This window comes from Rahnella sp. CG8 (assembly GCF_023701875.1).
Classification (GTDB): Bacteria; Pseudomonadota; Gammaproteobacteria; order Enterobacterales; family Enterobacteriaceae; genus Rahnella; species Rahnella aceris.
In genome coordinates this window covers 154,364-166,912 of sequence record NZ_JABAED010000001.1, presented here as the reverse complement: position 1 = coordinate 166,912, position 12,549 = coordinate 154,364, and the positions used below count along the sequence as shown (strand labels likewise).

Sequence of the window (12,549 nt, the reverse complement as noted above, 5' to 3'; positions counted from 1 at the left end):
CACATGATAAAGTTGAAACGGCCATTTGATATCTGACAGATATCAAAAAGCCCGCAGTTACGCGGGCTTAGAGGTATTTATTGCTTTAGCGTGCAGACTGTTGCCAGACGCGAAATCATTCCCACTCAATCGTTGCCGGTGGTTTGCCCGAGATGTCATAGACAACGCGGGAGATACCGTCGACTTCGTTGATGATGCGATTGGAGCAGCGGCCAAGAAAATCGTACGGCAGGTGTGCCCAGTGCGCGGTCATGAAATCGATGGTTTCTACTGCACGCAGGGAAACGACCCAGTCGTATTTACGTCCATCGCCCATCACACCAACGGAGCGGACTGGCAGGAAGACGGTGAAGGCCTGGCTGACCTTGTTATACAGGTCGGCTTTATGCAGTTCTTCGATGAAGATAGCATCGGCGCGACGCAGCAGGTCGCAGTACTCTTTCTTCACTTCGCCCAGCACGCGAACGCCCAGACCCGGGCCCGGGAACGGGTGACGGTAAAGCATGTCATACGGCAGGCCGAGTTCCAGACCGATTTTACGTACTTCGTCTTTGAACAGTTCTTTCAGCGGCTCAACCAGACCCAGTTTCATTTCTTTCGGCAAACCGCCCACGTTGTGATGCGATTTGATCACGTGCGCTTTACCGGTGGCCGAGGCTGCGGATTCAATCACGTCAGGGTAGATGGTGCCCTGCGCCAGCCATTTCACTTCATCCTGCTTGCAGGCTTCTTCATCGAACACTTCAACAAAGACGCGGCCGATGATTTTACGTTTGGCCTCAGGTTCATCAACGCCTGCCAGCGCAGACAGGAAGCGCTCTTCCGCAGCGACATGAACGATGTTCAGACCGAAACGGTCACCGAACATTTCCAGCACCTGATCTGCTTCGTTAAGACGCAGCAGACCGTTATCGACGAATACGCAAGTCAGACGGTCGCCAATGGCGCGGTGCAGCAACATGGCGGTCACGGAAGAGTCAACGCCACCGGACAGGCCGAGGATCACATGATCGTCGCCAATCTGCACACGCAGACGTTCAACGGCATCTTCAATGATTTTTGCTGGCGTCCACAGTGCTTCGCACTCGCAGATATCCATGATGAAACGTTCAAGCATACGCAGGCCCTGACGGGTATGCGTCACTTCCGGGTGGAACTGCACACCGTAGAAGCGTTTTTCTTCGTTGGCCATAATGGCAAACGGGCAAGTCTCAGTGCTGGCAACGGTCACAAAATCAGACGGGATGGCCGTCACTTTATCGCCGTGGCTCATCCAGACGTCGAGCAACGGTTTGTTGTTCTCGCTCAGGGCATCCTGAATGTCACGGATCAGCGCACTTTCAGTCTGAACTTCAACCTGCGCATAACCAAATTCGCGCTCGTTAGAGCCTTCAACATGGCCGCCTAACTGCATCGCCATGGTTTGCATGCCGTAGCAGACGCCCAGAACCGGTACACCGGCTTCGAAGACATAGTCTGGTGCACGCGGGCTGTCATGCTCGGTGGTACTTTCCGGGCCGCCGGACAGGATGATCCCGTTCGGATTGAATTCGCGGATTTGGGCTTCGGTTACGTCCCAGGCCCAGAGTTCGCAATAGACACCCAGTTCACGCACGCGGCGCGCAACAAGTTGGGTGTACTGGGAGCCGAAATCGAGGATCAGGATACGGTGCTTGTGAATATTTTCGCTCATGAGGGGGCGTTTTCCAGAAAGCAATAAAAGCGTTAAAACAACAGGTTAAATTTTCTAACAATCTTAAAAGCAGACAGCGAGCCTTTAGCTCGCTGTCTTTAGGGTCAGGATCCCATGCGGTAGTTCGGTGACTCTTTGGTAATCGTCACGTCATGTACGTGGCTTTCCTGGATCCCGGCACCGCTGATGCGGACAAACTCAGCCTTGGTGCGCAGGTCGTCGATGGTAGCACAACCGGTCAGCCCCATACAGGAGCGCAGACCGCCCATTTGCTGGTGGATGATCTCTTTCAGACGGCCTTTATACGCCACGCGACCTTCGATACCTTCCGGTACCAGTTTGTCAGCAGCGTTATCAGTCTGGAAGTAACGGTCTGAAGAGCCTTTGGACATCGCGCCCAGAGAACCCATGCCGCGGTAAGATTTGTATGAACGGCCCTGATACAGCTCGATTTCGCCCGGAGATTCTTCAGTACCCGCCAGCATCCCGCCGACCATCACACAGCTTGCGCCGGCAGCGATAGCTTTTGCGATGTCGCCGGAGAAGCGGATACCGCCGTCAGCGATAACCGGAATACCGGTGCCTTCCAGCGCTTCAACCGCGTCAGAAACGGCAGTGATTTGCGGAACACCCACGCCGGTCACGATACGGGTAGTACAGATGGAGCCAGGACCGATACCGACTTTCACCGCGCTCACGCCTGCTTTCGCCAGTGCCAGAGCACCTGCGCCAGTTGCAACGTTACCGCCAATGATTTGCAGATCCGGGTATTTCGCGCGGGTTGCGCGGATACGTTCCAGAACGCCTTCGGAATGGCCGTGAGAAGAGTCGATCAACAGAACGTCAACACCGGCAGCAACCAGCGCATCGATACGTTCTTCGTTGCCCGCACCTGCGCCAACCGCTGCACCGACGCGCAGGCTGCCCTGCTCATCTTTACAGGCATTCGGTTTACGTTCGGCTTTCTGGAAGTCTTTTACGGTGATCATACCGAGCAGATGGAATTGCGCGTCAACCACCAGTGCTTTCTCTACGCGTTTTTCGTGCATTTTTTGCAGCACGACTTCGCGGGCTTCGCCTTCTTTGACGGTGACCAGACGTTCTTTCGGCGTCATGACCGCAGTGACAGGCTGTTCCAGATCGGTCACGAAGCGCACGTCACGACCGGTAATAATACCGACCAGTTCGTTTTCTTCAGTCACGACCGGATAACCGGCAAAACCGTTAATTTCAGTGAGTTCTTTAACCTGACGCAAAGTGGTCGATGGCGTGACGGTTTTAGGGTCAGCAACAACGCCGCTTTCATGCTTCTTCACGCGACGGACTTCTTCCGCCTGACGCTCAATAGACATGTTCTTGTGAATGAATCCGAGGCCGCCTTCCTGCGCCAGAGCAATCGCCAGATTCGCTTCAGTCACGGTATCCATCGCTGCGGACAGCATAGGGATATTCAGACGGATTTTAGCGGTCAGTTGAGTACCGAGGTCGGCAGTATTAGGCAAAACTGTGGAGTGGGCTGGAACAAGGAGAACGTCGTCGAACGTTAGTGCTTCTTTTGCGATACGTAGCATGGGCAATATCTCACCAAGGTGGATGCGGAAAAGATAAAATATTGCAGCGGGAGTATACAGGTGAGTAGGCATTTCGACCAGAACTATTTCAAAAACTTCTTGATTACCTTTTGCGGGCATGTAGTATCGTTCGATTAAGTCTCTGTTTTTGAATTTGATCTGGATCACATGTCGCTACCTTCTTCGCCTCCTATTTTTACCGTAAGCCGCCTGAATCAGACGGTCCGACAGTTGCTGGAAAACGAAATGGGTCAGGTCTGGCTCTCCGGTGAGATTTCAAACTTCTCTCAGCCGTCCTCCGGCCACTGGTATTTTACGCTCAAAGATGACCGCGCTCAGGTCAAATGTGCCATGTTCCGCAACACGAATCGCCGCACAACGTTCCGCCCGCAAAATGGCCAGCAGGTATTAGTCCGCGCGACCATTACGCTGTATGAGCCACGTGGCGATTATCAGCTGATTGCCGAAAGTATGCAGGAAGCTGGCGACGGTTTATTGCAGCAAAAATTCGATCTGCTGAAACAGCAACTGGCCGCCGAAGGTCTGTTTGATGCACAGTTTAAACAACCGCTGCCCTCGCCTGCTAAATGCGTGGGTGTGATTACTTCCGCCAGCGGCGCCGCGCTGCATGACGTGTTAAATGTCTTAAAGCGTCGCGACCCGTCGTTACCCGTCATTATTTATCCGACGTCAGTTCAGGGCGCGGATGCGCCGGGGCAAATCGTCCGCGCCATTGAGCTGGCTAACGCTCGGGAAGAAGTCGATGTCCTGATTGTCGGGCGCGGTGGCGGTTCGCTGGAAGATTTATGGAGCTTTAACGATGAGCGCGTGGCACGGGCGATTTTTGCCAGCCGCATTCCGATCGTCAGCGCCGTCGGCCACGAAACCGATGTGACGATTGCCGATTTTGTTGCTGATTTACGTGCGCCGACGCCATCTGCTGCTGCCGAACTGATCAGCCGCAATCAGCTGGAATTGCTGCGCCAGATCCAGTCGCAGCAGCAGCGCCTCGAAATGGCGATGGATTATTATCTCGCACAACTGACGCAGCGCTTCACGCGTCTGAATCACCGCCTGCAACAGCAGCATCCGCATTTACGTCTGGCGCGTCAGCAAACGGCGCTGTTCAAATTGCGCCGTCGTCTTGATGAAGCCATGCAAAACCAGCTGCGTCAGATGCTGCGCCGCACCGACCGTTTGCAGCAACGCCTCACACAACAGCAACCGCAGCCGCGTATTCACCGCGCCCAGCAGCGGGTTCAGCAGCTTCAGTACCGGCTGCAACAGGCGATGTCATCGCAACTGACCGAAAGCCGTCAGCGTTTCGGTACTGCCTGTACGCAACTGGAAGGCGTCAGTCCGCTGGCGACACTCGCCCGCGGCTATAGCGTGACGACCACGCCGCAAGGCGCGTTGCTGAAGAAAACCACGCAGACTGCACCGGGCGATACACTGAAAACACGTCTGGCCGATGGCTGGATTGAAAGTGAAGTGAAATCGATTGTGGTAGAGAAGAAGGTGCGTAAACGTGCGGTTAAATAAGCGTTAGGTTTCCCCCATCCTCCCCCTTCGCAGGGGGAGGAGATTGAAAAGCTTACAGATTATAGTTATTTGTCTTCACGCCATTCACCCAAACTTCACGCGGTTCGCTTTGCGGCAGCACAATGCTCAGGGTTTTCCACGCCGGTTTGAAATCGCCGTGCTGCGTCAGCGTGATGTTGATTCGCTGATCGTCACTGGCGATATCCCAGTTCAGCCACAGCGCATGATTCTGCTCCCAGCGATGGCTTTCGCCGTCATCTTCAAACAGCATGCCTGACGATGTCACCTGACCCGGTGCCGGATACACATGCAATTCACGCAGCATATCTTTACTGGCCTCAACATGCGCCAGACGGCAAGATTGCGGCAATGCAGCACCGGCGCGCACCAGCAGCGGCAATCTGTCCAGCGGTGCGTCGAGGGTGATTGTCTGCCCGCCCGCAAACCATTCGCCGGTATAGAAATCGCACCAGCCCATTCCGTTATCAGGCAGATAAACATTACGCTCACGCTGCCCCTCATCCACCACGCTGGCGACCAGCAAATCACGTCCCATCAGGAAGTCATCGGTTTCCGCGAAGGTGTTTTTGTCGTGCTCGTGGTCGAGGAATGTCGGGCGCAGCATCGGCTCGTCATCCGCATGAGCCTGCCACAGCAAGGTGTAGAAATAAGGCAATAAGCGATAACGCAGACGGATGGCATCACGAATAAGCGGCGTCACCTGCGGATACATCCACGGCTCATTCACCGTGTGATCATCATTCCAGGAATGAATGGTGAAACGTGGATGCATCACGCCGTTTTGCACCCAGCGGACAAACAGTTCGGCATCCGGCTTATCCCCTGAGAATCCGCCGACGTCGTGCCCGACGTTATACAAACCGGATAAACTCATGCCGATGCCCATGCGGGTGTTGTAGCGCAGCGTCTGCCAGTTAGTGCGGTTATCACCGCTCCACGTTTGCACGTAACGCTGCATGCCGGAACAACCTGAGCGGGAAATCAGATACGGCCGGATTTCCGGCGCGAAGTTTTGCTGTGCTTCAAACGACGCACGCATCATCAGCAGCGGCATTACCGGACGGATATGTTTGATGGCGATAGACTTGCCAAAACCGTGGCAACGCGCATCGCTGTCCCAGACTTCGTATTCGTTGTTGTCGTTCCACGTCGAACCGATGCCTTTTTCGAGCAGCTGTTGCGTCACGCCTTTCTGCCACCAGCGCACAGCGGCCGGATGAGTGAAATCGAGGTGGGAACCTTCGTCATCCCAGAATACTGAGCGTTCCGGCACGTCGCTTTCGCTGTCGCGGATAAATAAACCCTGCTCAGCAACCTGTTCATATTGCGGGTGATCCTGCAACAGGCAAGGTTTGATATTGGCCGCCAGACGGATACCAGCGTCAAGAAACGCTTTCGACATCACTTCCGGCTCAGGCACTTTGTCGTAGTTCCAGTTAAAGACGTAACGCTTGTTGCCGATTGAGGTGTAACCCGATGAAAGCTGGAACGAATCGCAGGGAATTTGATGTTGCTGACACAGCGTGATGAATTTCATCAGCTGTTGCTGGGCGTCCGGCGCATCGGTGTAATACATGGTCGAGCCACTGTAACCGAGACTCCATTTCGGCCCAAAGGTAGTTTTACCGGTCAGGCGCACCAGCTTTTTGGTGACGTCGAGTGACGTCGGGCCGACAAACAGGTAGTAATCCAGATCGCCCGCTTCGGCACTGAAACGACGGTAAGGCAGATGGTAATTATCCAGTTCATTGCCGAGATCAAGCCAGACATTGCTGAGATTGTCGTAGAAAACGCCAAAACTGACACCATTGCGCCGCGTCAGGGTAAACGGGATATGCTTATACAGCGGATCGGTGCTGGCGGCGTTATAACCCATCGCATCCAGATTACGCATTTCAAAGCGGCGGCCGCTACGGTTGAGATCACCGGCTTTCTCGCCCAGTCCGTACACGCCATCCTGCGCCTCACGCAGCTGATAGTGCGCCGATGCTTCGTTTTTCACGCCGAGCATATACGCACCGGTTTTCCGATCTTTTACCAGCGGCTGCCAGACACCGGCCTCATTTTTATATTCCCACTCCAGCCACAACGGCTGATGCACCGTGACGCGCAGCGCCTCAGTGGTCAGTGTCAGGCAATCGTCGCCCTGTTCGAGCTGATAACCCGGCACTGAAAAACCTTCGTTGCTCAGACGGTCACGCCCTTCCCATGGTGCATCATTTTGTGGTGCGATACTCCAGGTACGATCCAGCGCAAGCTCGCCGTTTCGCTGGATGAATACGCGGATTAAACCCTGTTCCAGCACACGCAGAGAAAACAGATGTTTACCATCAACCCGCAAATCCACGCCTGCTTCATCCTGCCCGGCAAGCTCCCAGTGTTTTAACGTCTTCATAGACTCTCCCTTTTTGCCGGATTGCGGCGTTCAGCGATCAGAGCAACCAGGAAGACTGCGCCGATCAAATCAAAGAAACCCATCGCGATAAACAGCGGATTGAAACCCATTTTGTCGGCAACGGCGCCGATCAGCAGTGAAAACAGGAAACTGGCGATCCACGCCGAAGAACCGCGCATGCCGTTAACTGTCGCCACCTGGCTCTTATCGAATGTCTCCACCACGACGGCACTCAGCATGCAGGAAATCACCTGATGACCGAAACCGCCGATGGAAATCAGGGCGATGGCGGCATACGGGCTTTGCGTCAAGGCGACCAGCGCCAGCGACAGCATCATAAATGCGCCGGTGACGGAGCTGGCGACGATGGAGTTAATGCGGGTGCAGCCAAACACTTTGCGGTACAGCGTAGTGAGATAGCCGCTGGCAATACTGCCGAGGTCGGCGGCCAGGAACGGCAGCCAGGCAAACATCACAATGTGTTTTAAATCCATCCCACGTTCATTGGCGAGATACAACGGCACCCAGAAGCTGAACACCGCCCACGCAGGCTCAGCCAGAAATGCCGGAATGGCGATACCGTAGAATTTCTTGTTTTTACAGACAATTTTCAGCGATTTGATAAACGGCAGACGCGTTTGTTGCGGCTCGTTATCTGAACGGATCAGCGCCAGTTCATCTTTGCTCAGGTTCGGATGCGTTTCCGGTGAATGGTAGAACTTCCACCACAGCAGAACCCACAGCATCGACAGCACGCCGCAGAACAGGAACGCACCACGCCAGCCAAATGACACGTGCGCGACCAGGATAATCGGCGGGGCCAGCATGGCACCAATCGAGAAGCCTACGCCTGCCCAGCCTGCGGCAACCGGACGCTCTTTACGCGGGAACCAGTCGGAAATCGCTTTGGCGTTGGCCGGCGTCGCCGCCGCTTCGGCACTGCCCATAAAGAAGCGCAGAACGGCGAGTTGGATCCAACTGCCCGCCCCTGCATGCAGCATACAAACCACCGCCCAGATTGAGGCGCAGATCAGAAAGCCCAGCTTCAGGCCAATTACATCAATCAGCCAGCCGCACAACGGCTGGAAAATGGTGTACGCCGCCTGAAACGCCGCGACGATGTAAGAATATTGTTCCGTGGTCATGTTCAGGCTGGTTTTCAGTTCAGCCGCCAGTAACCCCAGAGAATTTCGGGTGACGTAGTTGACCGTCACGCCGAGCAGAAACAGCGCCAGCATCCACCAGCGTAAAGCCTTTATCTTTCTGCGTCCTGCAACCGCAGCTGTCCCGGTATTTATTTGAATTGTCATGTCCGTTCTCCCACCCGTCGGCCTGGCCGCAGATGATGTGTCATGTGAGGTACTTCTGCAGAGTAGGCAGCCGGATTTGTGAGGGAAACGTGATTTTTTGCAAAAGCTTTCACGCTATAACTGGACGGGGAAGTCAGGGAGGATAAAAGCTCACGGGAAGCACATCTTCTGATATGAAAATTTTTGCATGGACGATTTTGAAGGAGATCACAGTTTGAAAGGAAAGTTAAATATCCAGCAAATTGCCGACCAGACAGGGTTGTCGATCAGTACCGTTTCACGGGTTTTAGCCGGAAAAAATAACACCAGCAGCAAGGCGCGCGACAGCGTGCTTGAGTGTGCCAAATCTCAGGGCGTTCTCGATGGCCTTTCCACCGGCAGGCTGATGCTCAACAACATTTTGATTTTCGCTCCCGCCCGCGCCTTTGATGTGCGCAGCGATATTTTTTACTACAAGGTGATCCAGGGCATTCTGGCTGCCACAGCCCATCATGAAGTGCGCGTCCGTTATTGTGCGATGGAAGAAGAAAACGCCGATGCTGCGCTGTTCATCGCCAAAATGACCGATCCGCAAACCGAAGCCGTATTACTGGTCGGTATCGACGATCCTCACATTCATCAATTGGCCGCTGACATGGGCAAGCCCTGCGTGCTGGTCAATTGCCATGACCGGCATATGCGCCATGACAGTGTCAGCCCCGATCATCAGACGATGGGCGATTTCGCCTGCGACTATCTCTTTTCTCAGGGCCACACACATATCGTGACCGTGCAGTGCCTGCGACGTCATACGATGGAACTTCGGCTCACGGGGATTAAACAGGCGTTCACGCGCCATCATCAGGTTTTCAGTGACAGCCAGCATTTGCTGAATACCTCAGGATTCGGTGCCCAGGAAAGCGAACAGGCGCTGCTGGAATTTCTGGATGCCTTGCCGCCCGGCCAGCCGCTGCCGACCGCAATCCTGGCCGGTGGCGATTTTATGGCTTCCGGCGTGGTAGCCGCGCTGGCTAAACGCGGCTTTTCCGTGCCCGGGGATATCAGCGTTATCAGCACTGACGGATTCAATCTTGCAGAAATTCACGATGTGCCGCTGACAGCGGTGCATGTGCCGCGCGATGAACTCGGTGCCGAAGCGATTTCCCTGTTGCAACGGCGCATGCTGCGCCCCGATGCGCCTCACACAACGCAGCTGTTGCAGGGAAAACTGGTGGTGCGCGAATCGGTCAGAAAAGCCAGCGGACGCGCTGTGATTTGTCATTCACATACGTTGTATGACCCGCAGCCGGACAGATAAATCTCATCTTTAACAGGCTTAACGCTCAGCAGTCCTATACTGACGGTGATGACTATTCATTAGCCGGCTTTCAGTATCAGACGGTCAGAACACCTTGTTTTCACCTTCGGGTGACTCTTGATAAGGAGATTCACGATGAATCACAGTTCAGCAAAGCGTTACAACAGCGTTATCCCGCCCTACATGCTTAACCGTATTATTGAACACGGTTCAGAGCCCCAGCGCAGATGTGCCAGACAGACGCTGGTACATGTGAATACCCTGATGGCACAGCCCTACGCCAAACCGCAGAAGATCGTGACAGCCAAAGCGGGTCAGGTTGAGCGTGATATTTATGACGCCAAAAATACCACCCGACTACCGGGGGAATCCGTGCGTAAGGAAGGTCAGCCAAGTAACGGCGATGTGTCGGTGGATGAAGCCTATGATTATCTTGGCGTGACCTATGATTTCTTCTGGCAGGCCTATCAGCGAAATTCCCTTGATAACAAAGGGCTGGCGCTTCTCGGCACGGTGCATTATGACAAAGGCTATCAGAATGCCTTCTGGAACGGGCAGCAGATGGTGTTTGGTGACGGTGACGGCGAAATCTTTAACCGCTTCACGATTGCTATCGACGTTGTCGGGCACGAGCTTTCCCACGGGGTCACCGAAACGGAAGCAGGTCTGGAATATAACGGCCAGTCCGGCGCACTGAACGAATCGATGTCGGATGTGTTTGGTTCGCTGGTGAAACAATTCCACCTGAAACAAACTGCCGATAAAGCCGACTGGATTATTGGTGAAGGTTTGCTGGCGAAAGGCATTAACGGTTCCGGCCTGCGTTCTATGTCTCATCCCGGTACCGCTTACGATGACCCGCTGTTGGGTAAAGATCCGCAACCGGCGGACATGAAGGGTTATGTGAATACCCGCGATGACAACGGCGGTGTGCACATTAATTCAGGCATACCTAACCGCGCGTTCTATCTGGCAGCGACTAAACTGGGTGGTAACGCGTGGGAACGTGCAGGTTACGTCTGGTATGACACGGTTTGTGATAAATCCCTGCCCAAAAATGCAGACTTTGTCACGTTCGCCCAACTGACGATTCAGCATGCGGAAAAACGCTTTGACGCTTCCGTTGCACAAGCGGTTCGTGAAGCCTGGGAGCAGGTCGGAGTGATGTAAATGAAACCTTTAGATTCGCTGGAAAGTAATGCGGTCATTGAGATTTACCGCGAAGGCGGCATTGCGTTTATCCCGAAACTCAGCGGGCCGCGACGGGTCGAACTTTCAGGTATGAGTGATGATAAGCGGCGGGAAATTTGCCAGCTCATCAACAAAGCCCTGCCCTATGCTCAGGAAAAAGAAAACGCCGGTCATGGCGACCAGCGTTATTTCCGGCTGGAGATTTACTATGCTTCGCAAGCGCATTCGGCCAGCCTGGTGGTGATTATTCCTGAAACCGAAACGCCCGAGGAACTGGTGAATTTATGGAAGCAGGCTCCCCCTGACGATCACTCTGCGGAATAAGGCGAATACGTAAACCGTACCCTTTTTTTAGAAATCATCCCGTGCCCGTTTTGGCAGAAGTAATCGACCGCGCCGCAGGCTTTCAGCTCCTGCAACGGTTGCTGGCAATCCGGGCATAATGCGATTTGCTGATAGTCGCCATGGCTGGCGTCACAATGAAAGTGACCACTTACCCAGCTCATCGGCTGGCTGCAAACCGGACAAAGTGCATCCATCGTCTATCCCTCTAAATAACACCCAGCGTCCGCAGTAAATACAGACCCAGTGCGGTAGTGAAAAATGATCCGAGCGTGGTGACGGCAATAATATTCGCCGCCAGCGTCGCGTTGCCGCCCATTGCACGGGTCATCACGTAGCTGCCCGCTGCGGTCGGTGTGCAGGAAAAGAGAAATATAACGCCGAGCGCCGCGTCGCGAAAGCCAAACAGCCATGCCCCGAAGGTCATCAGCGCAGGCACAAATATCACACGTGACGCGGAAGACCAGGCCGCCACGTGAGAACTGCGGAACATCGCCTTCACGTCAAGACTGGCACCGGCACATAACATTGCCAGCGGCAGCGCCATCCCTGAAATAAACTCACCGGTGCTGGCAATGGTCGCTGGCATCGGTAAATGGCTGTACTTAAACGCCAGCCCGAGCACCAGACCAATAATCAGCGGATTGGTGATAATGCCGCGCAGAATCGGCTTCAGCCCGATGCTATTCCCCTGCCCGCCTTTCAGGCTACGGGTTAGCGTAATCACGGAAAGCACGTTGAAGAGGATCACTGTGACCGCCAGATACATCGACCCCAGCGCAATACCTTCGCTGCCAAAGGCCAGCGAGGCATAAGCAAGACCCGCGATGCCGGTATTGGCGCGGAATCCTCCCTGCACAAAAATACCGCGCTCACGCGGGTCTTTCACCAGTTTTATCGCCACCAGTTCCAGCAACAGAAATGAAGCGACGGTGCCAAGGCCACCATAAATGGCGAGCGGCAGATTTGAGCCTGAGGAATCATGCCCTTGCGCCACGCTGAAAAAAAGCAGGCAAGGTAAGGCGATATTGAACACCAGCCGGCTGGCTTTCTCGTTAAAACTGTCGTCCATCAGGCCGGTACGGCGGAGCACCACGCCCAGCAACAAGATCAGTAAGTTTGGGACCGTAACACCAAATGCAAAACTCCAGGTCTGCCAGAACATCCAGCCAGCTCCTTGCGGGGAA

The 12,549-nt window shown here is 54.4% G+C and carries 10 protein-coding genes; 4 read left to right on the top strand and 6 right to left on the bottom strand.

Translation table 11 applies throughout. The features are described from left to right. Positions 1-115: 115 nt before the first annotated feature. Together guaA and guaB are read right to left on the bottom strand one after the other, a co-directional pair. Positions 116-1,693, bottom strand: coding sequence for a glutamine-hydrolyzing GMP synthase (guaA, locus tag HGO41_RS00820; protein ID WP_013574385.1), 1,578 nt, complete (start codon positions 1,691-1,693; stop codon positions 116-118). A gap of 104 nt (positions 1,694-1,797) precedes the next feature. Next, on the bottom strand, positions 1,798-3,264 hold the full coding sequence (guaB, locus tag HGO41_RS00815) for an IMP dehydrogenase (protein ID WP_015689478.1): 1,467 nt from the start codon (positions 3,262-3,264) through the stop codon (positions 1,798-1,800). A 168-nt stretch (positions 3,265-3,432) separates the two neighbouring features. Between guaB and xseA the strand changes: the two genes are divergently transcribed. Beyond that, a complete protein-coding gene (gene xseA, locus HGO41_RS00810; RefSeq protein ID WP_013574383.1) occupies positions 3,433-4,806 on the top strand; it encodes an exodeoxyribonuclease VII large subunit in 1,374 nt (457 codons plus the stop codon). A 52-nt stretch (positions 4,807-4,858) separates the two neighbouring features. Here xseA and HGO41_RS00805 read toward each other — a convergent pair whose 3' ends face one another. Together HGO41_RS00805 and HGO41_RS00800 are read right to left on the bottom strand one after the other, a co-directional pair. Continuing rightward, the gene (locus tag HGO41_RS00805) at positions 4,859-7,222 is read right to left on the bottom strand and encodes a glycoside hydrolase family 31 protein (protein ID WP_250980684.1); all 2,364 of its coding nucleotides are present in this window, start codon (positions 7,220-7,222) and stop codon (positions 4,859-4,861) included. Next, positions 7,219-8,532 (bottom strand): MFS transporter, encoded by a 1,314-nt coding sequence (locus HGO41_RS00800; protein ID WP_013574381.1) that lies wholly within the window; start codon positions 8,530-8,532, stop codon positions 7,219-7,221. Before HGO41_RS00800 ends, HGO41_RS00805 begins: the two co-directional genes overlap by 4 nt. Positions 8,533-8,746: 214 nt before the next feature. Here HGO41_RS00800 and HGO41_RS00795 point away from each other — a divergent pair, with 214 nt between their 5' ends. The 3 genes from HGO41_RS00795 (at position 8,747) to HGO41_RS00785 (ending at position 11,344) form a co-directional block, all read left to right on the top strand. Further along, positions 8,747-9,829, top strand: a complete 1,083-nt coding sequence (locus tag HGO41_RS00795) for a LacI family DNA-binding transcriptional regulator (protein WP_013574380.1) — start codon at positions 8,747-8,749, stop codon at positions 9,827-9,829. Positions 9,830-9,964: 135 nt separating this feature from the next. Further along, positions 9,965-10,999: a M4 family metallopeptidase gene (locus HGO41_RS00790; protein ID WP_112151286.1), complete on the top strand. Its 1,035-nt coding sequence runs from the start codon at positions 9,965-9,967 to the stop codon at positions 10,997-10,999. Next, on the top strand, positions 11,000-11,344 hold the full coding sequence (locus HGO41_RS00785; RefSeq protein ID WP_013574378.1) for a protealysin inhibitor emfourin: 345 nt from the start codon (positions 11,000-11,002) through the stop codon (positions 11,342-11,344). Here HGO41_RS00785 and HGO41_RS00780 read toward each other — a convergent pair. After that, a complete protein-coding gene (locus HGO41_RS00780) occupies positions 11,329-11,559 on the bottom strand; it encodes a zinc ribbon domain-containing protein (protein WP_013574377.1) in 231 nt (76 codons plus the stop codon). The genes HGO41_RS00785 and HGO41_RS00780 overlap by 16 nt on opposite strands. 11 nt (positions 11,560-11,570) lie before the next feature. After that, positions 11,571-12,527, bottom strand: coding sequence for an AEC family transporter (locus tag HGO41_RS00775; RefSeq protein WP_250980683.1), 957 nt, complete (start codon positions 12,525-12,527; stop codon positions 11,571-11,573). Positions 12,528-12,549 lie beyond the last annotated feature (22 nt).

Bases quoted from the DNA above. Each gene is read 5' to 3' on its own strand.
- HGO41_RS00790 (WP_112151286.1), top strand. From the start codon at position 9,965: ATGAATCACAGTTCAGCAAAGCGTTACAACAGCGTTATCCCGCCCTAC.
- HGO41_RS00775 (WP_250980683.1), bottom strand. From the start codon at position 12,527: ATGTTCTGGCAGACCTGGAGTTTTGCATTTGGTGTTACGGTCCCAAAC.
- guaB (WP_015689478.1), bottom strand. From the start codon at position 3,264: ATGCTACGTATCGCAAAAGAAGCACTAACGTTCGACGACGTTCTCCTT.
- HGO41_RS00785 (WP_013574378.1), top strand. From the start codon at position 11,000: ATGAAACCTTTAGATTCGCTGGAAAGTAATGCGGTCATTGAGATTTAC.
- HGO41_RS00800 (WP_013574381.1), bottom strand. From the start codon at position 8,532: ATGACAATTCAAATAAATACCGGGACAGCTGCGGTTGCAGGACGCAGA.
- HGO41_RS00780 (WP_013574377.1), bottom strand. From the start codon at position 11,559: ATGGATGCACTTTGTCCGGTTTGCAGCCAGCCGATGAGCTGGGTAAGT.
- guaA (WP_013574385.1), bottom strand. From the start codon at position 1,693: ATGAGCGAAAATATTCACAAGCACCGTATCCTGATCCTCGATTTCGGC.
- xseA (WP_013574383.1), top strand. From the start codon at position 3,433: ATGTCGCTACCTTCTTCGCCTCCTATTTTTACCGTAAGCCGCCTGAAT.
- HGO41_RS00805 (WP_250980684.1), bottom strand. From the start codon at position 7,222: ATGAAGACGTTAAAACACTGGGAGCTTGCCGGGCAGGATGAAGCAGGC.